Below are 22,529 nucleotides of genomic sequence, written 5' to 3'. Positions count from 1 at the left end.
GTCCGGCGAGACCGCCGGACAGCCCCGGGCCCCGAGGGGGCTCAGCGCTTGAGCATGAAGGTGAAGTCGCCGGAGAGCCTGCCGTTCAGCCGGACCGCCGCGACGACCTTCCCCGCCGTGATCAGTCTCTCGACCTCGGCCCGCGAAAGGCCGCACCCTTCAGCGATCAGTCGCACCGGCCGGACGGGGATCCGCGCCGCGAAGCGGACCGAGACGTCGAGGACCTCACGTTCCAGGTGATCCGATCCGCCGGTGTCGAGGCGCCAGGCGTCCTCCCAGTCGAGGGCGATGCGGTTACGGCGTCGCACGGCCGGATCCTGGAACAGCTCGGCCGCCAGACGCGGGTCGTTGTCATGCAGGCGGTCCAGCAGCTCGGGTCGTACGGAGCGCACGTTCACCCGCTCCAGGACCGTGAGCTTCGCCGTCTCCCCGCAGGTGGTGCAGAGCACGAGGAGCCAGGCGTCGATGAGCTTGTGGTTCGCGTTGACGCGAAACCTGCCGTCGGCCCGGAAGCGCTCGGACGCGCAGGTGTGGCAACGGCGGATGACGAGCGGCAGGCAGGTGGGCATGACCACCCAGCGATTGAGCACAGAAGTACACCGGTTTCAGTGAGAAGTCCGCAGCAAGAAGGAGCGCGGCGCGGAAGCGCGACGCGCGACAGATCAGCTCTCGGGAGGTCTCACAGGGTGTACAACGGAACGTCCTTGCCCAGACGACGTGGTCGGCAGCACGGTAGCGGTGAACAGCGCGCCGTTCCACCGGATTTCGGGCGGCCACGGACCCGATCACCGGGCGAGCTCGCGCACCGGGGCGAGGGCCGGGGCCGTCGCTCGGGTGACGGCCACGGCCCTCGCCGGATCAGCTCACGAGATGGACGGCCAGTCCCGCGATGAGCGCGCTCGACACCAGCGCCGTCGCGAGCCGTCCCCGGGGGCCGGTGAGGCCCCGCCCGAGCAGCGCGCCGCCCGTGGCCAGGAAGAGCTGCCAGCTGGCGGAGGCGACCAGGGCGGCCAGCACGAAGGCCGTACGGTCCAGGGGTGTGGCGGGACCCGAGGGGCCCGTCGCCAGGATCAGGGCCACGAAGTAGATCACGGTCATGGGGTTCAGGATCGTGATGCCCAGGAACGTGACGAAGGCCCGTAGCGGCGTGAGGGGACTGCCCTGGTCGTCGCGCGTCGCGAGGTTCCGCGCGCGGTAGGCCCGTACCGCGGTCCATGCCGAGCGGGCCGCCAGGCCCACCAGGACCACTGCCGAGACCCAGCGCAGTGGGGCCATGACCGGAGCGAGGAGGGGCACGAGCGCCGAGCCGCCCAGGACGGCGATCACGGCGTAGAGACCGTCCGCCGCGGCGACACCGAGGGCCGCGCCGGCCCCCGTGCGCCAGTCGGTGCGCGCCGTGACCGCCACCAGATAGGCGCCGACAGCGCCGACCGGGATCGCGATTCCGTAGCCGGCCAGCAGGCCGGCCACCACCGCGGCGGTCACGCGACGGAACGGGTCGCGCCTCCGGGGGAGCCGGGCTGCTGCTGTCGGTGGTAGGCCGCGCCGTCCTTCGTACGGGTCAGGTGGCCGCCGACGACGAGGTAGCGGCGCAGGGCCGGAAAGTCCTCGTGGACGGTGAGCAGCGCCTCGTTGACCTCGCGCTCGGTGTACGAGCGGGCGGGGGCGAAGAGCGACTCGGCGAGGTGCGCGAGGAGCGCCTCACGGCGGGCGGGCCGGCGCGGGATCGCCTTCAGACGGCCGTCGGCGGCGAACAGGTCTGCGGTCATGCGGTGCAGCCTGGCCGCCGGGGCGCCAGGCTGCAAAGGGTTTTCGGGAGACCCGTCCGCGAGGGTTTCCCGGCCGGCCGCTACTTGAGCACGACTTTCACCGCCGGTTCGATCCTCGGCACGATCGGCGGCATCCCCTCCTCCTGGAAGATCGGCAGCGCCTTGTCCACGAAAGCCTGAAACGCCTCCGCCGACTCGAAGAAGTCGACCACTCGCCAGCCGCCCGAGCCGTCGGGGCCCGCCGCGTGGGCGAGAAAGCCCTCGGGCGGCCACCAGGGCGCGCTGGTGACCCTCTCGGTGGTGCGCTCGTAGAGTTCCTGCGTGCCGCCGGGATCTCCACGGTGACGATGACGGCCATGATGCTGCTCCCGTGCGTGGGGGATGGGATCCAGACCAGCACACCAGCCGCTCCGCTCCCCCGCTCGGCGAGGAGGGCCGAACGAGCGCCCCCGCACACAACGTTGCGACGGCCACGCGCTCAGCGGTAGATGAGGAGCTCCTGCTCCGTCGCGCCCGTCAGGGTGTAACGGGTGCGGACCAGCGGGCGGCCGGCGTAGATGCGGATCAACGTGGACGCCTCGCCGTGGAAGCGCGCCGGCAGGCGGCCCGCGATCCTGTTGCCGAACGAGACCGGCGCCGGGCGGTCCGGCAGGACGCCGAGGAGCGCCGGCGTCTCCCGCTTGCGGCTCGTGACCGAAAGGAGCGGGAGCGCGAGCTCCAGACTGGCGCCGCAGTACGCGCCCGGGGCTCCGAGCGCCTCCCGTACGTCTCCGGCGTGGACCCACTCCCCCAGCGCCACGGCGTCCAGCGTGCCGTCCGTCTCCGCGATCACCGGGCCGGCCTCCGTGAAGCCGCGCTCCAGTTCGTCGAGGATCCGGCCGAGCGGCCAGGACTCCCGCTCTGCGACGTCGGCCGCGTTGGCCTCCGGCAGGAAGACGCCCTCCTCCAGGCGGCCCTCGACGATCCGGACGAGGGCCGCCGCGCAGTGCGCGAGCACCTGCCGCACCGTCCAGCCCGGGCATGCGGTGCGCAGCTCGAACGACGGCTCCGGAGTGCTCCGCAGCAGTGGCATCAGCGCGTCCCGTTCCGTCCGCAGCAGCCGGTCCGGGAGCCATGGATCACGTGCGTACGCCATCAGTAGCGGTAGTGGTCCGGCTTGTACGGGCCCTCCACCGGGACCCCGATGTACGACGCCTGCTCCGGGCGCAGCTCGGTCAGCCGCACGCCCAGCGCGTCCAGGTGAAGGCGGGCGACCTTCTCGTCCAGGTGCTTGGGCAGGACGTACACGTCCGTCGGGTACTCCTGCGGCTTGGTGAAGAGCTCGATCTGGGCCAGGGTCTGGTCCGCGAAGGAGTTCGACATCACGAACGACGGGTGCCCGGTCGCGTTGCCCAGATTGAGGAGCCGGCCCTCCGACAGCACGATCACGACCTTGCCGTCGGGGAACGTCCAGGTGTGGACCTGCGGCTTGACCTCGTCCTTGACGATGCCGGGGATCCGGGCGAGACCCGCCATGTCGATCTCGTTGTCGAAGTGGCCGATGTTCCCCACGATGGCCTGGTGCTTCATCCTGGCGATGTCCGACGCCATGATGATGTCCTTGTTGCCGGTCGTCGTGATGAAGATGTCGGCCGTCTCGACGACGTCGTCCAGGGTCGCGACCTGGTAGCCGTCCATCGCCGCCTGGAGCGCGCAGATCGGGTCGATCTCCGTGACGATCACCCGCGCGCCCTGGCCGCGCAGCGACTCCGCCGAGCCCTTGCCGACATCGCCGTAGCCGCAGACCACGGCCGTCTTGCCGCCGATCAGCACGTCCGTCGCCCGGTTGATGCCGTCGACCAGGGAGTGCCGGCAGCCGTACTTGTTGTCGAACTTCGACTTCGTCACGGCGTCGTTCACATTGATCGCCGGGAAGAGCAGCGCACCCTCGCGGTGCATCTCGTACAGGCGGTGGACACCGGTCGTGGTCTCCTCCGTGACACCACGGATGTCGGCCGCGAGCGCCGTCCAGTCGATCGACGTGCGCCGCAACAGCTCCAGTACGACCCGCAGTTCGTCGTTGTCCGCCGTCGACGGGTCCGGGACCTCGCCCGCCTTCCGGTACTCCACACCCTTGTGGACGAGAAGCGTGGCGTCACCGCCGTCGTCCAGGATCATGTTGGGTCCGGCGGCGTCCGGCCAGGTCAGCGCCTGCTCCGTACACCACCAGTACTCCTCCAGGGTCTCGCCCTTCCAGGCGAAGACCGGGATCCCGGCGGCGGCGATCGCCGCGGCCGCGTGGTCCTGGGTCGAGTAGATGTTGCACGACACCCAGCGGACCTCGGCGCCGAGCGCGACGAGCGTCTCGATCAGGACGGCCGTCTGCACGGTCATGTGCAGCGAGCCGGTGATCCGGGCACCGGCCAGCGGCCGGGCCTCCGCGTACTCCCGGCGGATCGCCATCAGGCCCGGCATCTCGTGCTCGGCCAGCGTGATCTCCTTGCGGCCGAAGCCGGCGAGCGAGATGTCGGCGACCTTGTAGTCGGTGAATGCGTCAGACATGGGCAACGCTCCTTGATCTCTGAATCGTTCGGTGGATCTCCGGGACGGCCCGCGACTCGGCCACGGAATGTCCGTCGCCGCCGTCATCGCCGACCCCCCGCGTTGAAGTAGCTCGCCTCCGGGTGGTGGACGACGATCGCGTCCGTCGACTGCTCGGGGTGCAACTGGTACTCCTCCGAGAGCTCGACCCCGATCCGCTCGGGCCGGAGCAGGTCGGCGATCTTGGCCCGGTCCTCCAGGTCGGGGCAGGCGGGGTAGCCGAGCGAGTAGCGGCAGCCCTGGTACTCGGTGCGCAGCATCCCCTCGATGCCCGCCGGGTCCGCTCCCCCGATACCCCACTCCGCGCGCACCCGCGCATGCCAGTACTCGGCCAGCGCCTCGGCCAACTGCACGGACAGACCGTGCAGTTCGAGATAGTCGCGGTAGCGGTCGGCGGCGAACAGCCTCGCCGTCTCCTCGCCGATCCGCGAGCCGACCGTGACGACCTGGAGCGCGAGGACGTCCACCTCGCCCGAGTCCTCGGCGCGGAAGAAGTCGGCCAGGCAGAGGCGGCGCCCCCGCTTCTGGCGGGGGAAGGAGAAGCGGGTCCGCTCGCCTCCGTCCTCGTCCAGCACGATCAGGTCGTCGCCCTTGGACACACAGGGGAAGTAGCCGTGCACCACGGCCGCCTCGAGAAGCCGGTCGGTCTGGAGCCGGTCCATCCACCCACGCAGCCGCGGCCGGCCCTCCGACTCGATCGTCCCGGCGTCCTTGAGCCCCCACTGGCCCTTGAACAGGGCACTCTCGTCGAGCCAGGGCGCGTACTCGGCGAGCTGGATCCCTTTGACGACGCGCGTGCCGAGGAACGGCGGCTCCGGCACGGGAAGGTCGCCGGCCACGTCCGAACGGCCCGCCGGCTCCGGCTCCCGTACCTCCAGGACGGGCATGTCCCGCCGGGGCACGCGGCGCTGCTTCAGTTCCGGGAGCACGGCCCCGGGCACGCCCCGCTTGACCGCCATCAGCGCGTCCATCAGCCGCAGGCCCTCGAAGGCGTCGCGGGCGTAGCGGACCTCGCCCTCGTACAGCTCGTGCAGGTCCTGCTCGACGTACGCCCTGGTCAGCGCGGCGCCGCCGAGGATCACGGGGAACCGCGCGGCCAGTCCCCGGCCGTTCAGCTCCTCCAGGTTCTCCTTCATGATCACGGTCGACTTCACCAGCAGGCCGGACATGCCGATGACGTCGGCGCGGTGTTCCCCGGCGGCGTCGAGGATCGCCGAGACCGGCTGCTTGATGCCGAGGTTCACCACGTTGTAGCCGTTGTTGGACAGGATGATGTCGACCAGGTTCTTGCCGATGTCGTGGACATCGCCGCGGACGGTGGCCAGCACGATCGTGCCCTTGCCGTCCGCGTCCGACTTCTCCATGTGCGGCTCCAGACACGCCACCGCCGTCTTCATGACCTCGGCGGACTGGAGCACGAACGGCAGCTGCATCCGACCCGAGCCGAACAGCTCACCGACCGTCTTCATCCCGTCGAGCAGGACGTCGTTGACGATCTCCAGAGCCGGCCGCCCCTCCAGGGCATCGGCGAGATCGGCCTCCAGGCCGTTCTTCTCGCCGTCGACGATGCGGCGCTTGAGGCGCTCCTCCAGCGGCAGCGCGAGCAGCTCCTCGGCCTTCCCCGCCTTCAGGGACTTCGCCGTCGCGCCCTCGAACAGTGCGAGGAAGCGCTGAAGCGGGTCGTAGTCCTCCCTGCGCCGGTCGTACACGAGATCGAGGGCCGCCTCGACCTGCTCCGGCTCCAGACGCGCGATCGGCAGGATCTTCGACGCGTGCACGATCGCCGAGTCGAGCCCGGCCTTCACGCACTCGTCGAGGAAGACCGAGTTCAGCACGATCCGCGCGGCCGGATTCAGCCCGAAGGAGATGTTGGACAGCCCCAGCGTCGTCTGGACGTCCGGGTGCCGGCGCTTGAGCTCCCTGATCGCCTCGATGGTGTGGATGCCGTCCCGTCGGGACTCCTCCTGCCCGGTGCAGATCGTGAACGTCAGGCAGTCGATCAGGATGTCCGACTCCCTGATGCCCCACGTCTCCGTCAGATCGGCGATGATCCGCTCCGCGATCGCGACCTTCGCCTCGACCGTGCGGGCCTGGCCCTCCTCGTCGATCGTCAGGGCCATCAGCGCGGCCCCGTGCTCCTTCGCGAGCGCCGTGACCTGCGCGAACCGGGACTCCGGACCGTCGCCGTCCTCGTAGTTGACCGAGTTGACCACCGCTCGGCCGCCGAGCTTCTCGAGCCCGGCCCGCAGCACGCCGACTTCGGTGGAGTCCAGCACGATCGGCAGCGTCGACGCGGTGGCGAACCGCCCCGCCAACTCGGCCATGTCCGCCGTGCCGTCCCGGCCGACGTAGTCCACGCACAGGTCGAGCATGTGCGCGCCCTCGCGGATCTGGTCGCGCGCCATCTCCACGCAGTCGTCCCAGCGGCCGTCCAGCATGGCCTCGCGGAACTTCTTCGAACCGTTGGCGTTCGTCCGTTCACCGATCGCCAGGTACGAGGTGTCCTGCCGGAAGGGCACATGGCTGTAGAGCGAGGAGGCGCCGGGCTCCGCGACCGGGGTACGCGGCGGAACGGCCGCGCCCCGCACCCGCTCCACGATCTCGCGCAGATGCTCCGGGGTCGTCCCGCAACAGCCCCCGACGAGCGCGGGGCCGTACTCCCGTACGAAACGCTCCTGGGCGTCGGCCAGTTCGGCCGGCGAGAGCGGGTAGTGGGCGCCGTCCGAGGTCAGTACCGGCAGTCCGGCGTTGGGCATCACCGACACCGGGATCCCCGCGTGCCGCGACAGATACCGCAGGTGCTCGGCCATCTCCGCCGGGCCGGTCGCGCAGTTCAGCCCGATCATGTCGATGCCGAGCGGCTCCAGCGCGGTGAGCGCCGCCCCGATCTCCGAGCCGAGCAGCATCGTGCCCGTCGTCTCCACCGTCACCTGCACGATCAGCGGCAGGTCGAGCCCGCACCACTCCAGGGCCCGGCGGGCGCCGACGACGGCCGCCTTCGTCTGGAGCAGGTCCTGCGAGGTCTCGATCAAGAGGGCGTCGGCGCCGCCGCGCAGCAGCCCCTCCGCGTTCTGCCGGTACGCCTCGCGCAGCGGCTCGTACGTGATGTGCCCGAGGGTCGGCAGCTTCGTGCCGGGACCCATGGAACCGAGGACCCAGCGGGGCCGGCCGTCGCGGGCCGTGTGGGCGTCGGCGGTGGTACGGGCGATCCGGGCGCCGGCCTCGGACAGCTCGTAGACCCGGTCCTCGATGCCGTACTCGGCGAGGGCGGCCAGGTTCGCGCCGAAGGTGTTGGTCTCGACGCAGTCCACACCGACGGAGAAGTAGGCGTCGTGGACGGAGGCGACGACGTCCGGCCGCGTCACGTTCAGGATCTCGTTGCAGCCCTCCAGGTCCTGGAAGTCGTCCATCGTCGGGTCGGCGGCCTGGAGCATGGTGCCCATCGCGCCGTCGGCGACGACGACCCGGGTCGCGAACTCGTCCCGCAGCGACCTCCTCATGACAACCCCCTGAGATGAACGAGCAGTTCGGCCGTGCAGCCCATGCCGTACGTCGTCCTGATCCGGTCCAGGAGCGGTTCGCGGTGCAGCCGGTACTCCTGCGTCCCCATGTAGTCGAGGACGGTGGCGGCGACCGCGCAGCCGAGCCGCGCCGCGCACCGCTCCGGCACGCCCCACGCCGTACCGGCGAGGAACCCGGCGCGGAAGGCGTCCCCGACACCGGTCGGATCGACGACCCCGGGCGCCGGCACCGCCGGCACGGCCAGGGTCTCCCGGCCCTCGCCGCGGATGCGGACACCGGCCTCGCCGTGCGTGGTGACCCAGGCGCCGACCCGGCGCAGGACCTCCGCCTCCGACCAGCCCGACTTCTCGCCGAGAAGGGCCGTCTCGTACTCGTTGGAGAACAGCCACCGCGCACCGTCCACCAGTTCCCGCACCTCGTCCCGGCCGAGCCGCGCCAGCTGCTGCGACGGGTCGGCGGCGAACGGGATCCCGAGCTCGCGGCAGGTGCGGGTGTGCCGGAGCATGGCCTCGGGGTCGTCCGGGGAGACCAGGACCAGATCCAGACGCCCCGTCCGGGCGACGACCTCCCGCAGATCGATCTCGCGGGCCTCGGCCATCGCTCCGGCGTAGAAGGTGGCGATCTGGTTCTGCGCCCGGTCGGTGGTACAGACGAACCGGGCGGTGTGGAGCGACGCGCTGACGCGCACCGAGTCGGTGTCCACACCGTGGTCCTTCAGCCAGATCCGGTACGGCTCGAAGTCGGCGCCGACCGCGCCCACGAGGACCGGGCGCAGTCCGAGGACCCCGAGCCCGAAGGCGATGTTCGCTGCCACTCCGCCGCGCCTGACCTCCAGGTTGTCGGCGAGGAACGACAGGGAGACCCGGTCGAGCCGGTCGGCGAGCAGCTGCTCGCTGAACCAGCCGGGGAAGGTCATCAGATGGTCGGTCGCGATGGATCCCGTGACAGCGATGCGCATTTCCTCAGACTCCTTCGGCCTTGCTCGGCTCCGGAGCGCTCGCGGCCGTCCTGAGTGCGTCCACCCTGTCCGTCCGCTCCCAGGTGAAGTCCGGCAGTTCGCGGCCGAAGTGGCCGTACGCCGAGGTCTGGGAGTAGATGGGGCGCTTCAGGTCCAGGTCGCGGATGATCGCGGCCGGCCGCAGGTCGAAGACCCTGCTGACGGCGGACTGGATCGCCTCGTCCGGCAGCGTGCCCGTACCGAAGGTCTCCACGAACAGGCCCACCGGCTCCGCCTTGCCGATCGCGTACGCGACCTGCACCTCGCAGCGCCGCGCGAGGCCCGCCGCGACGACGTTCTTCGCGACCCAGCGCATCGCGTAGGCCGCGCTCCGGTCCACCTTCGACGGGTCCTTGCCGGAGAACGCGCCGCCGCCGTGCCGGGCCATGCCGCCGTACGTGTCGATGATGATCTTCCGGCCGGTCAGGCCGGCGTCGCCCATCGGACCGCCGACCTCGAAGCGCCCGGTCGGGTTCACGAGCAGCCGGTAGCCGTCGGACTCCAGGTTGACGCCCTCCTCGGCGAGCGCCTTGAGCTCCGCCTCGACGACGAACTCCCGGATGTCCGGGGTCAGCAGCCCCTCGACGCTGATGTCGGACGCGTGCTGCGACGACACCACCACCGTGTCCAGTCGTACGGGCCGGTCGCCGTCGTACTCGATGGTGACCTGGGTCTTGCCATCGGGCCGCAGATACGGGACGGTCCCGTTCTTGCGGACCTCCGTCAGCCGGCGCGCCAGCCGGTGCGCCAGCGCGATCGGCAGCGGCATCAGCTCGGCCGTGTCGTCGCAGGCGTAGCCGAACATCAGGCCCTGGTCGCCGGCGCCCTGCGCGTCGAGCGCGCCCGGGGAGCCGCCCTCGACCCGGCTCTCGTACGCCGTGTCCACACCCCGGGCGATGTCCGGCGACTGCGCGCCGATGGAGACCGACACCCCGCAGGAGGCACCGTCGAAGCCCTTGACGGAGGAGTCGTAGCCGATGTCGAGGATCGCCTCGCGCACCAGCTTCGCGATCGGCGCGTACGCGGTGGTGGTCACCTCGCCCGCGATGTGCACGAGCCCGGTGGTCAGCAGCGTCTCCACCGCGACCCGCGCGCCGGGGTCGTCGGTGAGCAGCGCGTCGAGGATGGTGTCGCTGATCCGGTCGGCGATCTTGTCGGGATGTCCCTCGGTCACCGACTCCGAGGTGAACAGGCGCCGGCTGCTCATGCCTGGCCCACCTCCTGGCGCGTGTCCGCGAAGAAGTGGGTCCCGATGGCGGCGAGGGTCCGGATCTCGTCGACCTCCAGGGTCTCCATCCGGATCGACCGGCCGCTCTCCTGCTCCAGCAGGAAGACGAACTCGACGAAGGACAGCGAGTCGATGAGACGGTTCTCGATCAGGTCGAGGTCGGGGGCGATGTCCTCGCGCTCGGGGTGACGCTCGAGGATCCAGTTCTTCACCTGCTGCAGGCCGTCGGCCATGGTTGCTCTCCTTTTAACTACGGGGTACGGAAGGGGTGGGGGGCGCGACGATGATCGGAGCGGCGACCGCCACCGCGTAGTCCACGTCGTGGCTGATGGACACGGTGATCTCGGTGATGCCGGACTCGGCGGCCATGTCGGCCGCGCTCCGGTGCAGCTCCACCAGCGGCCAGCCGCCTTCGGAGCGCCGTACGACGATGTCCGGCCAGGGCAGGAACCTGCCCCTGACCCGGAGGGTCTTGAAGGCCGCTTCCTTGGCCGCGATCCGTCCGCACAGGCTCAGGACGTCCAGCCCGGTGGAGGTGCGGCAGTCGGCGAGTTCGCCGGGGGTGAGCATCCGCTCGAAGAACGTCTCGCCGTAGTCGGCGAGAAGCCGGCGGACACGGTTGACGGACACGATGTCCATGCCGAGGTTCGCCCAGCCCAGGCCGCCCGCCGGCGGGGCGGCAGGTCGGGCCGGCACGTCAGATCACCGGCCCGGCCGCCACGCTGACGTCACTCGCGTCGGCCGGCATCCGGGCGTTCGCGTCGAGGACCGCCCGGGTGGCCGCTTCCCAGCCGCCGTGGCGCCGCGTCAGCGCCGACAGCCAGCGCTCCAGGCCGAAGGCGACACAGCTGGTGAACGCCGGGCCGCCGGTCGACGCCAGCGTGATGCCGCAGCGCTCGCCGAAGAAGTTGCGGTGCGTGTTGACCGAGGCGATCGCCAGGTCCTCGTACAGGAACTCGTGCTTCACCGGGGTGAGGCGCTGGAGCACCGCCTTGGATCCGCCCTTGTCGAAGAAGGGGTCGCACGCGGCCTCGCGGCGCAGCGGCAGGTCGAGTGCCGCGGCGAAGGAGTGGATGCGGTCGGTGAAGTCGGCGAGATGCGTCTCGGCGTGCTCCCGCCCGCCGATGGCGACGATCTCCCGCATACGGAAGCCGAGTTGGCGCCGCATCCCCTCGTAGTGGGTCTCCTTGCGGAAGCACCAGGAGCAGATGGTCACCAGCGTGTCGTCGGCGACCTGCCGGCCCTGGTGGTCGAGGTAGACGGCGTAGCAGGACGCCGAGGGCAGTCCGAGCGCGGCGGGTTCGAGCGCGTCGCACGGAAAGCAGCCGGTGTCGGAACAGAAGGCGGAGGTCTCGCGGCGCTCCAGGTCGAGCGGGGCGGCGACGACGGCCTGGTGGGGGAAGTTGTCGTAGTAGTCGAGCCGGGCCAGGTCGGCGGCCGGCAGCAGCGGGGGCATGGTCATCGGGCGCGCGCCCGCGGTCACTCCCCAGCTCTCGAAGGTGTCGTCGAGCAGCCGCAGCAGCGCGGTCGCCTCGGGGCCCAGGGACGGCAGTCCCCTGGTCTCCCCGGGGGCCCCGACGCTCGCGGGGGTCGTCACGGTCATGGTGGATTCACCTCTCGGGTGCGACGGTCCGGCGGCCGTCAGACGACGGGCAGGGTGTCGTCGGAGAAGATCCCGGTCTTCAGGAAGAAGGCGAGCGGCTTGCGGATCGCCTTGCGCTCGTACGGGCGGCGGCGCTCGTCGGCGACCAGCGCGTTGCGCAGGGCCAGGGGGTCGGCGACGCCGGCGTCGCGGTAGACGTGCGGGTTGTAGAGGGAGTTGATGCTGTAGACGACGTACCGCTTCAGATACGCCTCGACCTCGGCGACCCGCGCGGCGGGGACCGCCTCGCGCATCCGGCTGAAGAGCAGCGAGACGAGCTCGCGGCCGAAGGCGATGTGGCGGGACTCGTCCTGGTGGTGGATGCGGTTGACCTCGCGGATGGTGCGGCACAGGGAGTCGTCCTGCGCCATCCGCATGTTGTAGTGGTCGACCAGCTCCTCGAAGAACAGGATGCGGGCGAAGACCAGGAAGTTCTCCACCTCCGGCTCCCAGGCGGAGTCGGCGCGCATCGCGGTGGAGCCGTAGATCTTGTTGCCGTAGCGGCGGCAGAACTCGGCGAAGAACCACATGTGTTCGTTCTCTTCGCCGATGAAGTGGTGGAAGAAGTCCGAGGGGACCTCGAAGCCGGGCATGTGGATGCGGCCGACGACCTCGATGAGGAGCTCGCGGATGCCGTGCACGTTGAGGCTGTAGAAGTTGATCGACTCCCACTTCGACAGCTTCTGGATCGTCTCCTCACCGAGCTCGTCGTAGTACGGGGTGCCGTGGACGGTGAGGAGCTCCGGCGTCATCCACAGCTGGTTCTCCTCCAGCCGGTCGGGCCAGTCGAACTGCTGGTAGGGGTTGTAGTACTCCTCGATGGAACGGGAGCTGAGCCGCTCCAGGACCTCCATGAACCGGTCGGTGACGGGCAGGGGGGCGCTGACGCCCATGAGAACTCCTAAGGACGGGGAAGCTGACTACGGCCGGACTTCGTAGACCGCGTTGACCGGGGTCTCGGTGGCGCGGCGCCAGCGGGTGAAGCCGGCCTCCTCGGCGATGGCGCGGAAGGCCTTCTCACCGGAGTGGTTGCCGAGCGCGTGCGGGCCGCGCTGGGCGACCGCGACGGGCAGGCACATCACGGCGGACAGGGCCATGAACATGCGCGCGGCGGGGGTGTTGGTGTCGATGTCGGCGGGCGAGACGTTCGACTCGACGAGCATCCAGGTACCGTCCGCGTCCAGGGACTTGTGGACGTGCCGGGCCGCCGCGACCGGGTCGCCCATGTCGTGCAGGGCGTTGAAGAAGCAGACCAGGTCGTAGCCGGAGCCCGGGTAGTCGTCGGCGGATGCGACCTCGAAGACGACCCGGTCGGACAGGCCCGCCTCCTCGGCGAGCCGGCGGGCGATGGAGATGGCCTCTTCGGAGTAGTCGAAGCCGTGGATGGTGGCCTCGGGGAACGCCTCGGCGATCAGCAGGGTGGTGTGGCCGACACCGCAGCCGACGTCGGCGACCGTCCCGCCGGCGGCGAGCTTCTCCGTGACCTGGTGCAGGGCCGGCAGCCAGTCCGGTACGAGCTTGTGCTCGTACGTGGGCTGGAAGAACGAGCCCATGCCGGTGTCGAGCGCGGCGTCGTGCTCGGCCCAGCCGACTCCGTCGCCGGTGCGGTACGCCTCGACGAGCAGGTCCTCGGTGGCGTACAGCGCCTTGAGGGCGGTGAAGAACCCGGCGGCGAAGGTGACGGCCTTCGGGTCGGCGAGGACCTCGACGTGGTCGGCGGGGAGCGTGTACGTGGCGGCGCTCGGGTGGCGCTCGACGTATCCGGCGGAGAGCTGGGCGTGCAGCCACTCCTCGATGTAGCGGGGGTTCGTGCCGGTCTTCTCGGCGAGCTGGACGGAGGTGAGCGGGCCGGACTCGGCCAGCGCCCTGTAGAGGCCGAGCCGCTCGCCGAGGGCGACGGTCAGACCGCGGACCGCGGCACCGGCGTCGGTGATGACCTTCTGGTGGAACTCGTGGGCGCTCATGCGGGAGTCTCCTCTCGGGTCGGGGGGCGGCCGGTCGCGCCTCGGACGCCGTGGTGGTCCGAAGGGCCCGCCGCCGGGCGGATCGCGGCGGTCACGCGACGAGCCCCGAGCCGGTGCCGGAGGCTCCCGGCAGGTCGCAGGTGAACAGGAAGGACCGCGGCACGCGCGGGACGTTGCGCGGCGGGACCGGGTAGGGCCAGCGGTCGAAGTCGGCGCCGTCCTCACCGGGCTGCCTGACCTCGCGTACGTCCCAGCCGCAGGCGACGAGCAGGGCCTCGGGCTCCTCGGTGCCGAAGAGCCACGGATTGCCGTCCTCCCGCAGCGCGCTGAGGAACGGGCGCGACAGCGGGTTCTCCAGGGCGGCCCGGGAGATGACGTCGCCGAGGAGCACGGAGCCGGGTGCGGCGTGGGCGGAGAGCGTCGAGATGAGGGTCCGTACGGCCTCTTCGGGCAGGAAGAACAGCAGGCCCTCGACCACCCACAGGACGGGCTCGTCGCTCTTCCAGCCGGCCTCCTTCAGGGGGCCGGTCCAGTCCTGGGTCAGGTCGACCGGGACGGTGATCCGGGTGCGGCCGGCCGGCAGGGGCTCGTCGGCGAGCATCTTCGCCTTGGCCTGCAGGAGCGCCGGGCGGTCGAGCTCGTAGACGGTGACGCCGTCGGGCCAGGGCAGGCGGAAGAAGCGGGTGTCCATCCCGGCGGCGAGGAAGACGACCTGGCGGATGCCGCGCTCCTCGACCGCGCGCACGATGGCCCGGTCCAGATAGGTGGTGCGGATGGCGAGGAACGGCACGGTGCCGGCCCCTGCGTAGCGCTCGAGCAGCTCGAAGCCGATCTCGTCGGCGACGGTGCGCGCGTAGGGATCGGCGAACAGCCGGTCCTCGCGCTCGGTCTCCAGGGCGCGCGCTGCGGCGGTCCACTGGGCGGTGCGGGATACGGCCTCCACAGGAGGTCCCCCTTCATGTGATGGAGAGATGCGGACGGCCGTGTTCAGGCACTCACGCGCGCACAGGCGACGGGGTCCTCGGCCGCGGGCATCGACGACAGATGTGCGGCCCCGGACCCGGCGGGACGGCGCCGGAAGATGCTGTGCAGGATCATGCTGAACACGGCCGTCCCGTCGGCGGCCACGAGCGTGCACCGCGGCTTGACGGTGCCGGTGGCAGGATTGAACGGCGACGGGGTGGAGCCGAGGATCTCCACGCGGGCGGTCAGGACGTCCCCGGGCCGTACGGGACGCACGTAGCGCACCTCGTCGATTCCGGGCGATCCCATGCAGGCGCTGTAGGCGAGCAGCCCGTCCACATAGCGCCGCATGAACAGGGCCTGGGTGTGGAAGCCGCTCGCGATCAGCCCGCCGAACTGCGAGCGCGTGGCGAGCTCGGGGTCCGTGTGGAAGGGCTGCGGATCGAAGCGCCTGCCGAACTCCAGCACCTCCTCCGTGGTGACGGTGACGGTGCCCAGTTCATGGACGTCGCCCGGCCGGAAGTCCTCGAAGTAGCGCATCCCGCGCCCCCCTTGACCTAAAGGATGGTCGTTCCCTGACGTTCTCTGGCATCACCCAATCTACGAATGGCTCATTTATTTTGTCAACCCAAAAGAAGACTCATGTGCCCCCAGCCGCCCGGGCCTTCACCTCCGCCGAGCGCCTGCTCGACGTCCCCCCACAGGTCCTCGACGTCCTCGATGCCGACGGACATCCGCACCAGACCGGCGCCTATGCCGGCCGCCTTCAGCGCCTCGGCGTCGAACTCCCGGTGGGAGGTGGACGCGGGATGGGTCACGAGCGTCTCGACGCCCCCCAGGGAGAGCGCGAGCCGGGCGATCCGTACCCGCTCGATGAACGCCCGGCCCGCCTCCCGGCCGCCCGCCAGCTCGAAGGAGAGCAGCCCGCCACCCCCGGAGAGCACCTTGCGGGCCGTGTCGTACGAGGGGTGGCCCGCGAGCCACGGATGATGGACGGCCGTCACGTCCGGGCGGGCCGCGAGCCGCTCGGCGAGGGCGGCGGCGTTCGCGCAGTGCTCCCGCATCCGCAGCGGCAGCGTCTGGAGCCCGCGCAGGGTCAGCCAGGCGGCGAACGGGTCGGCGCAGGCGCCCAGTTCGACCGTCCGCGGCCACACCGCGCGCCGCAGCCCTTCGTCGGCGAAGACCGCGGCGCCGCCGAGGACGTCGGAGTGCCCGGAGAGGTACTTGGTGGTGGAGTGCACGACGATGTCCGCGCCGAGCTCCAGAGGGCGGCACAGGACGGGCGAGGCGAGCGAGTTGTCGACGAGGGAGGTCACGCCGAGGCGCCGGGCGGCCGTCAACAGACCGGGTAGCTCCGGGACTTGTCCGGTCGGATTGGCGATGGTCTCCAGGACGAGCAGCCGGGCCCCGCCCGCGGCCGCCTCCTCGAACTCGGCGACGTCGTCGCCCGAGACGAAGACGACCTCGATCCCGTACCGCTCGGCGAGATCCGACAGGACGGCGTACGTCCCCCCGTACAGGCACCGCTGCGCCACCACGCGGTCGCCGGGCCGCAGCAGGGCGAGCAGGACACCGCTGATGGCGCCCATGCCGGAGGCGAAGGCAAGGGCGGACGCACCGCCTTCGAGCCCGGCGAGGGTCTGCTCCAGGGCCCGTACGGTGGGATTGCCGCGCCTGCCGTAGACGTACGGGCCGTCGGGGCCCGCCATGGCCTCGGCGAGCGCGTCGGCCGAGGTGAAGGCGAAGGCGGAGGACTGCACGAGCGGCACGGAGAGCGGCCGACTGCCCTCCTCGGGCGGCTCGTTGACGACGTGGACGGCTCGGGTACGGATGTCCATGGATCGCTTCCTCTCTCGCATACGAGAAAAGGGGCCGCCCGATGTCCTGTGGACGGACATCGGGCGGCCCCTCGGTCGGCGCGGGCGCGCCTCACGCGGAGACCTTCTCCCCCTGCGGGGCGGGGGCGGGCTCGGCGGCGAGGGACTTGTCGCTCTTCATGACGAGGAGCGTGATCACACCGCCGACGGCGGCGATGATCGCGGCGCCGATGAAGGCCGCCGAGAAGCCGTCGGTGAGGGCGGGCAGGTTGCCGATCCTGTCGGCGCCCTGGGACATGGCGACGGCGGTCAGGGCGGCCAGGCCGAGGGCGGAGCCCACGTTGTAGGTGGTGTTGACGATGCCGGACGCGAGACCGGCCTGCTCCTGCGGGGCGCCGGCCATCGCGGCGATCATCGCGGGGATGTAGGCGAGGGACATGCCGAGCGCGGCGACCAGCGAGGCGGGCAGGACGTCGACGAGGAAGCTGCCGGTCGGCGGGACGGCCGCCAGCCAGACGAGCCCGGCCGCGAGGACCAGCAGACCGCCGGCGATCAGCGGCTTGGCACCGAACCTGCCCATGAGGCGGGCGGTGATGGCCGTCATGAAGATCATCAACAGGACGGTCATCGGGAGCAGAGCGGCACCGGAGGCGAAGGCGCCGTAGCCGAGGACCTGCTGGAGGTAGAGGTTGAGGAAGTACCACATCGGGATCCACGCGGCGCCGAGCAGCGTCATCGCCAGGTTGGCCGAGCCGAGGCGCGGGACGCGCCACACGCTGAGCGGCATGAGCGGCTCGCGGACCGACTTCTGGATCACGAAGAAGAGGACCAGCAGGGCGGCGGCGCCGACCAGTTCCAGGACGGTCGCGGTGGCGCCCCAGCCGACCTCGGGGGCGCGGACGACGGCGAACACGGCGAGCGCGAGACCGGCGGTGACGGCGACGGCGCCCAGGATGTCGACGGAGCCGCGGCGGGACTCGACGGCCGGGAGCAGCTTGGTGGCGGCGAGGGTGGCCAGACCGATCGGGATGTAGATGATGAAGACCCACTGCCAGCTCATCCACTCGGTGAAGACACCGCCGAGGAAGACGCCCGCGGTGCCGCCGGCGGGGGCGGCGGCGCCGTAGAGCGCCATCGCCTTGCCGAGCTCCTTCGGGTCGTGCATGAAGAGCATCATCAGCAGGGTCATGGCGGACGGCGCGATGAGCGCACCGCCGACGCCCTGGACGGCGCGGCCGACGATCTCGACCCAGGCGGTCTGCGCGGCGGCGGCGACGACCGAGCCGGCGATCATGACCGCCCAGCCGGAGACGAAGATCTTGCGGGCGCCGACGAGGTCGGAGAGGCGGCCGCCGAGGAGCAGGAGCCCGCCGAAGACGATGACGTAGGCGTTGAAGATCCACTGGAGCTCGCTCTGCGAGAAGCCCAGGTCCTTCTGCATCTCGGGGAGCGCCACGCCGATGATCGAGGTGTCCATGATGACCATGAACTGGGCGGCGGCGAGCACGACAAGTGCCCACCAGCGCCGGGGATTGACGGTTGACATTGCCCTGCTCCTTCTCTCGCACATACCCCTAGGGGGTACCTTCGCGGAGCACCGTAGCATACCCATGGGGGGTATGTAAGGCCGTGATGAAGGGGGAGTTGGAACGCGAGCTTCCAGGGCCGCGGGGCGGCAGAATGCAGCCATGACCGAAGCCCCGGATCCCGCCCTGCTCCAGCGCTGGAACGCCACCCTGCGCGCCGCCCGCACCGGCCACGAGGGCCCGGACCCCACCCCGTACGGCCGGAATCTGCTGGCCCGCTGGGCCGAGCCGCAGCGCAGGTACCACACCGTGGACCATCTGCGGGCGGTCCTCGACCGCATCGACGAACTCGCCGATCAGGGCGGCGAGGGCGGGGAGTTGGAGCTGGTCCGGCTGGCCGCCTGGTTCCACGACGCGGTCTACCGGCCGGAGCGCTCGGAGAACGAGGAGCGCTCTGCGGTGCTGGCCGAAAAGGCCCTCACGGAAGTGGGGCTCACCCCCCACGAGGTGGCGGAGGTGGCCCGCCTGGTCCGCCTGACGGTCACCCACGACCCGGCGGACGGCGACATCAACGGCGAGGCCCTCTGCGACGCGGACCTGGCGATCCTGGCGACGGACGAGGATACATACGGGGGGTATGTGCAGGCGGTCCGCGAGGAGTACGACTTCGTCCCGGAGGACGCGTTCCGCCAGGGCCGAGCGGCGGTCCTGCGCCAACTCCTCGCCCTGCCACGCCTGTTCCGCACCCCCTACGGCGCGGCGGCCTGGGAGTCGCGGGCCCGCCGGAACATGGAGCGGGAGCTGGCGGGCCTGGAGCCCTGACGAAAACCCGCCCGATCTTCGTACAACTTTCCGCCGTTTCGTGAGTCTCCTCGGGTGGCGCCTGGTGCGCCCGCATACTTCTGTTTCATCTGAGGGGGAACCTCACGTGCCTCACGCACGCTCGACCCGGCGTCGGCTCCTGGCCGCCGCCACCACCGTCCTGGCCGTCACGCTCGGGGCGGGCACACTGACCACCCTCCCCGCGAGCGCCGCCGATACGGCGACCGGTGGGACGGCTTCGCGGACGGACGCCACGAACGCCGCCGCGCCGATCCCGTTCCCGAAGGACGCCAGGCTGACGGAGGCCGGGCTGACCGGCTTCTTCTCGCGCGCCAATGGGACGTCCGACCAGCGCTGGACGCACTTCGCGGACGGTTCCTCGCGGGGCCTCGGATGGTGGAACTACCTGCGCTCCTCGCGGACCACGGACTACCTGGTCTCCGACGAGCAGAGGCTGGTCACGCTCAAGAACCTGAGTACCGACGCCACGCTCAAGATCCGCGTGGGGCTCGAAGCCGACGGCATCATGTACGCCGGCTCGGCCGGGCACGCGGCCTTCACCAAGTCCGCGAAGGGCACGAACCTCCGGATGCACCGGCTCGACACGGAGGGCGGCACGGTGGACGTGACCGGCCTCCCGGCCGACGCGACCAGCATCTACGTCGCTCCCGGCACGCCCGAGGACGCGCTCGTCACCTTCACCGACGGCACGGCGAAGAAGTGGGGCCTGCTCGACCTCGCCACCGGCGCCCTCGACGAGATCCACGACCGGACCGCGGGCTCGGCGGGTGGCGACATCGCCGTCTCCGAGAAGCACGTCGCCTGGACCGAGGGCGATGAAACCGGACTCCCGATGGTGTTCCTCCTGGACCGCGCCACGGACAAGGTCCAGGTGATCCCGATCGACACAGCCTGGACGAGCGACCTCCAGATCGGCCTGGTCGGCGGCTGGGTCGTGTACGGCGAGGCGGGCGGAATCTCCAACGGCGACGTCAACCCGCTGTACGCCCTCACCGCGTACGACCCGGCGACCGGCGCGAAGGTCAAGCTCCTCGACCACCTGACCTCGTCCGCCGCCGCCCCCGACGGCCTGTACGTGCGCGGCGGCAGCGTCGCCCAGGGCGAGGGCCTCTACAAGATCACGACCGGTGCGGACGGGGCTCCCGCCGTCGGCCTGGTGGCGACCACGGGCGAGCCCACGCACGTCGTCATCGGCGCCAACGACATCCCCGCCACCGTCGACCTCGACCAGAACGGCGGGAAGGCAAGCTTCACCTGGGCGGTCTCCCGGACCAGCGTCGAGGTGAACATCACCCTGCGCCACGTCCGCACCGGGCTGACCCGCGAGTTCGTCCGGAGCCACCCGTACACCCCGAGCGTGACGGTCGACTGGAACGGCCAGATCGGGCCCGACTTCACCAGCGCCTACAACGGCGACTACACCTGGCAGATGACCGCGCGGCCGCTCAACGGGATCGGCCCGGCCACCAGCGCCTCCGGCACGTTCAAGGTCACCCGCAAGGCCGCGCCGCACGACTACGACGACAACGGCTCCCCGGACATGCTCTCCCGGGACGCCTCCGGCACGCTGTGGCGGAGCGACACCTACTTCCACGAGGACATCGGCCAGCTGACGTCCACGGAGCGCACGTCGGTCGGCACCGGCTGGAACGGCCACACCCTGATCGAGGCCGCCGGCAACCTCGGCGGAGCCGCCCACGCGGACATCGTCGGCCGTGACACGGCCGGAGTCCTGTGGCTCTACCTCGGCAACGGCGACGGCACCTTCGCCACCCGGTACAAGGTCGGCTCGGCCTGGAACTACAACAAGATCGCCGCCGGAAGCGACCTGAACGGCGACGGCAAGGCCGACCTCGTCGCCACCGACTCCACCGGCGCCATGTGGCTCCACAAGGGCACCGGCGACTGGCGCGCCCCCTTCGAGAGCCGCGTCAAGATCAGCACCGGCTGGAACGGCTACAACCAGATCACCGCCACCGGCGACATCGCCGGAGGCGCCGCCGGAGACCTCGTCGCCCGCGACCCCTCGGGCGTCCTCTGGCTCTACCTCGGCAACGGGGACGGCACCTTCGCCACCCGGGTGCAGATCGGCTCCGGCTGGGGCGAGTACACGCACCTCGTCGGCATCGGCGACGGCAACCGGGACGGCCGCGCCGATCTGGTCGCCGTCGGCCCGAAGGGCCAGTACTTCTACCAGGGCACGGGCAACTGGCGCGCCCCGCTGGGCGGCCGGCAGCTCGCTTCCCTGCCGTACGTCGGCGACGCGGGCAACCACGTCGCCTGACGGCACCCGACGCCGGTCCGCTTCACCGCGGGGCGGACCGGCGTCCGCATCCTGAGACACCCCGCACCGGGGGAATGTCAGGCACAAACCACAGGTTGACGCATGTCATGCCGTCAACCTCTGCCGAGCGCACCGCACCCCCGACCGCCCCCCGTATGCCCCTGGCCGTCTACATCCTCGGCCTCTCCGTCTTCGCGCTCGGCACGAGCGAATTCATGCTGTCCGGCCTTCTCCCACCGATCGCCGACGACATGAACGTCTCCATCCCCCGTGCCGGTCTCCTCATCTCGGCCTTCGCCATCGGCATGGTCGTCGGCGCCCCGCTGCTCGCCGTCGCGACCCTCCGGCTCCCCCGCAAGACGACCCTGGTGACCCTGATCACCGTCTTCGGCCTCGGCCAGATCGCCGGCGCCCTCGCACCCAACTACGCGGTCCTCTTCGCCTCCCGGATCGTCAGCGCGCTCGCCTGCGCCGGCTTCTGGGCGGTCGGCGCCGCCGTCGCCATCGCGATGGTCCCCGTCGGCTCGCGCGCCCGCGCCATGGCGGTCATGATCGGCGGCCTGTCGATCGCCAACGTCCTCGGCGTCCCCGCCGGCGCCTTCCTCGGCGAGCACCTCGGCTGGCGCTCCGCGTTCTGGGCCGTCGGTGTGGCCTCCGCCATCGCGCTCGTCGGCGTGGCGACCCGGATCCCGCACATCCCTCTCCCGGAGACCAGGCCCCGCCTCAAGCGCGAGCTGGTGATCTACCGCGACCGCCAGGTGCTGCTCTCGATCGTGATCACCGCGCTCGCCGCGGGCGGCGTCTTCTGCGCGTTCTCGTACCTCGCCCCGGTCATCACCGACGTCGCCGGCATCGACACCCGCTGGGTCTCCGCGATCCTCGGCCTCTTCGGCATCGGCGCGCTGATCGGTACGACGATCGGCGGCCGGGTCGCCGATGCCCACCTCTTCGGGGTCCTGCTCACCGGCATCACGGCCTCGACGGTCTTCCTGGTCGCCCTGGCCCTCTTCGCCTCCAGCCCGGTCGCCGTGATCGCCCTGTCCTTCCTCCTCGGCGTCTCGGCCTTCTACACCGCGCCCGCCCTCAACGCCCGCATGTTCAACGTGGCCGGCGCCGCTCCGACCCTCGCGGGCGCCACGACCACCGCCGCCTTCAACCTCGGCAACACCGCGGGGCCCTGGTTCGGCGGCACGGTCATCGACGCGGACTTCGGCTTCGCCGCGACCGCGTGGGCCGGAGCGGCCATGACGGTGGTGGCGCTGGGGACGGTCGCGCTCTCGCTGCGGCTGCACAGGTCCCGCTCGCGCGTGGTGGCCACCTCCACGCCGCAGCGGGAGAAGGCCGTATCGGCCGGCTGAACAACCGGTCGGGGCCACCGGGTGAGCCCACCAAGG

At 71.0% G+C, this 22,529-nt stretch carries 21 protein-coding genes; 3 read left to right on the top strand and 18 right to left on the bottom strand.

Annotated elements, in window-relative coordinates; genetic code table 11:
- Window positions 1-41: 41 nt before the first annotated feature.
- The 18 genes from ACFQ7Q_RS04965 to ACFQ7Q_RS04880 all read right to left on the bottom strand — a co-directional run bounded on the left by ACFQ7Q_RS04965 (window position 42) and on the right by ACFQ7Q_RS04880 (window position 18,028).
- Window positions 42-590 (bottom strand): DUF1062 domain-containing protein, encoded by a 549-nt coding sequence (locus ACFQ7Q_RS04965; protein WP_383550009.1) that lies wholly within the window; start codon window positions 588-590, stop codon window positions 42-44.
- Window positions 591-858: 268 nt separating this feature from the next.
- Entirely contained in the window at window positions 859-1,485 is a 627-nt protein-coding gene (locus ACFQ7Q_RS04960; protein WP_383550007.1) for a LysE/ArgO family amino acid transporter, read from the bottom strand.
- On the bottom strand, window positions 1,482-1,769 hold the full coding sequence (locus tag ACFQ7Q_RS04955) for a DUF2087 domain-containing protein (protein WP_383550004.1): 288 nt from the start codon (window positions 1,767-1,769) through the stop codon (window positions 1,482-1,484). Before ACFQ7Q_RS04955 ends, ACFQ7Q_RS04960 begins: the two co-directional genes overlap by 4 nt.
- A gap of 80 nt (window positions 1,770-1,849) precedes the next feature.
- Window positions 1,850-1,981 carry a hypothetical protein gene (locus ACFQ7Q_RS04950; protein ID WP_383550002.1) on the bottom strand — a complete coding sequence of 44 codons (132 nt, stop codon included), beginning with the start codon at window positions 1,979-1,981 and terminating at the stop codon, window positions 1,850-1,852.
- A 266-nt stretch (window positions 1,982-2,247) separates the two neighbouring features.
- The gene (locus ACFQ7Q_RS04945; RefSeq protein ID WP_383549999.1) at window positions 2,248-2,904 is read right to left on the bottom strand and encodes a maleylpyruvate isomerase family mycothiol-dependent enzyme; all 657 of its coding nucleotides are present in this window, start codon (window positions 2,902-2,904) and stop codon (window positions 2,248-2,250) included.
- The gene (gene ahcY / locus ACFQ7Q_RS04940) at window positions 2,904-4,310 is read right to left on the bottom strand and encodes an adenosylhomocysteinase (protein ID WP_383549996.1); all 1,407 of its coding nucleotides are present in this window, start codon (window positions 4,308-4,310) and stop codon (window positions 2,904-2,906) included. Before ahcY ends, ACFQ7Q_RS04945 begins: the two co-directional genes overlap by 1 nt.
- A gap of 83 nt (window positions 4,311-4,393) precedes the next feature.
- Entirely contained in the window at window positions 4,394-7,849 is a 3,456-nt protein-coding gene (metH, locus tag ACFQ7Q_RS04935) for a methionine synthase (RefSeq protein ID WP_383549993.1), read from the bottom strand.
- Window positions 7,846-8,829: a carbohydrate kinase family protein gene (locus tag ACFQ7Q_RS04930; protein ID WP_383549990.1), complete on the bottom strand. Its 984-nt coding sequence runs from the start codon at window positions 8,827-8,829 to the stop codon at window positions 7,846-7,848. The genes metH and ACFQ7Q_RS04930 overlap by 4 nt, the downstream gene beginning before the upstream one ends.
- A gap of 4 nt (window positions 8,830-8,833) precedes the next feature.
- On the bottom strand, window positions 8,834-10,075 hold the full coding sequence (gene metK, locus ACFQ7Q_RS04925) for a methionine adenosyltransferase (protein WP_383549988.1): 1,242 nt from the start codon (window positions 10,073-10,075) through the stop codon (window positions 8,834-8,836).
- Window positions 10,072-10,329 carry a phosphopantetheine-binding protein gene (locus ACFQ7Q_RS04920; protein WP_383549985.1) on the bottom strand — a complete coding sequence of 86 codons (258 nt, stop codon included), beginning with the start codon at window positions 10,327-10,329 and terminating at the stop codon, window positions 10,072-10,074. The genes metK and ACFQ7Q_RS04920 overlap by 4 nt, the downstream gene beginning before the upstream one ends.
- A 13-nt stretch (window positions 10,330-10,342) precedes the next feature.
- A complete protein-coding gene (acpS, locus tag ACFQ7Q_RS04915; protein ID WP_383549982.1) occupies window positions 10,343-10,792 on the bottom strand; it encodes a holo-ACP synthase in 450 nt (149 codons plus the stop codon).
- Between the two features lies 1 nt (window position 10,793).
- Window positions 10,794-11,699 carry a hypothetical protein gene (locus ACFQ7Q_RS04910; protein WP_383549979.1) on the bottom strand — a complete coding sequence of 302 codons (906 nt, stop codon included), beginning with the start codon at window positions 11,697-11,699 and terminating at the stop codon, window positions 10,794-10,796.
- 38 nt (window positions 11,700-11,737) lie between these two features.
- The gene (locus ACFQ7Q_RS04905) at window positions 11,738-12,631 is read right to left on the bottom strand and encodes a diiron oxygenase (RefSeq protein ID WP_383549976.1); all 894 of its coding nucleotides are present in this window, start codon (window positions 12,629-12,631) and stop codon (window positions 11,738-11,740) included.
- A 27-nt stretch (window positions 12,632-12,658) separates the two neighbouring features.
- The gene (locus tag ACFQ7Q_RS04900; protein WP_383549972.1) at window positions 12,659-13,702 is read right to left on the bottom strand and encodes a class I SAM-dependent methyltransferase; all 1,044 of its coding nucleotides are present in this window, start codon (window positions 13,700-13,702) and stop codon (window positions 12,659-12,661) included.
- Window positions 13,703-13,793: 91 nt separating this feature from the next.
- On the bottom strand, window positions 13,794-14,645 hold the full coding sequence (locus ACFQ7Q_RS04895) for a class I SAM-dependent methyltransferase (RefSeq protein WP_383549970.1): 852 nt from the start codon (window positions 14,643-14,645) through the stop codon (window positions 13,794-13,796).
- Window positions 14,646-14,689: 44 nt separating this feature from the next.
- Window positions 14,690-15,205 (bottom strand): MaoC family dehydratase, encoded by a 516-nt coding sequence (locus ACFQ7Q_RS04890; protein ID WP_383549967.1) that lies wholly within the window; start codon window positions 15,203-15,205, stop codon window positions 14,690-14,692.
- A gap of 83 nt (window positions 15,206-15,288) precedes the next feature.
- Complete coding sequence (locus ACFQ7Q_RS04885) at window positions 15,289-16,503, bottom strand: trans-sulfuration enzyme family protein (protein ID WP_383549964.1); 1,215 nt, start codon at window positions 16,501-16,503, stop codon at window positions 15,289-15,291.
- 91 nt (window positions 16,504-16,594) lie between these two features.
- A complete protein-coding gene (locus tag ACFQ7Q_RS04880; RefSeq protein WP_383549960.1) occupies window positions 16,595-18,028 on the bottom strand; it encodes an MFS transporter in 1,434 nt (477 codons plus the stop codon).
- A 142-nt stretch (window positions 18,029-18,170) separates the two neighbouring features.
- Between ACFQ7Q_RS04880 and ACFQ7Q_RS04875 the strand changes: the two genes are divergently transcribed.
- The 3 genes from ACFQ7Q_RS04875 (at window position 18,171) to ACFQ7Q_RS04865 (ending at window position 22,493) form a co-directional block, all read left to right on the top strand.
- On the top strand, window positions 18,171-18,830 hold the full coding sequence (locus ACFQ7Q_RS04875; RefSeq protein WP_383549958.1) for a hypothetical protein: 660 nt from the start codon (window positions 18,171-18,173) through the stop codon (window positions 18,828-18,830).
- Window positions 18,831-18,936: 106 nt separating this feature from the next.
- Window positions 18,937-21,135 carry an FG-GAP repeat domain-containing protein gene (locus ACFQ7Q_RS04870; RefSeq protein WP_383549955.1) on the top strand — a complete coding sequence of 733 codons (2,199 nt, stop codon included), beginning with the start codon at window positions 18,937-18,939 and terminating at the stop codon, window positions 21,133-21,135.
- 155 nt (window positions 21,136-21,290) lie between these two features.
- Window positions 21,291-22,493, top strand: coding sequence for a Cmx/CmrA family chloramphenicol efflux MFS transporter (locus ACFQ7Q_RS04865; RefSeq protein WP_383550025.1), 1,203 nt, complete (start codon window positions 21,291-21,293; stop codon window positions 22,491-22,493).
- Window positions 22,494-22,529: the final 36 nt, after the last annotated feature.

It is taken from the genome of Streptomyces sp. NPDC056527, assembly GCF_042794475.1.
In the GTDB taxonomy this organism is placed as follows: domain Bacteria; phylum Actinomycetota; class Actinomycetes; order Streptomycetales; family Streptomycetaceae; genus Streptomyces.
This window is presented reverse-complemented; position numbering and strand designations above follow the sequence as displayed.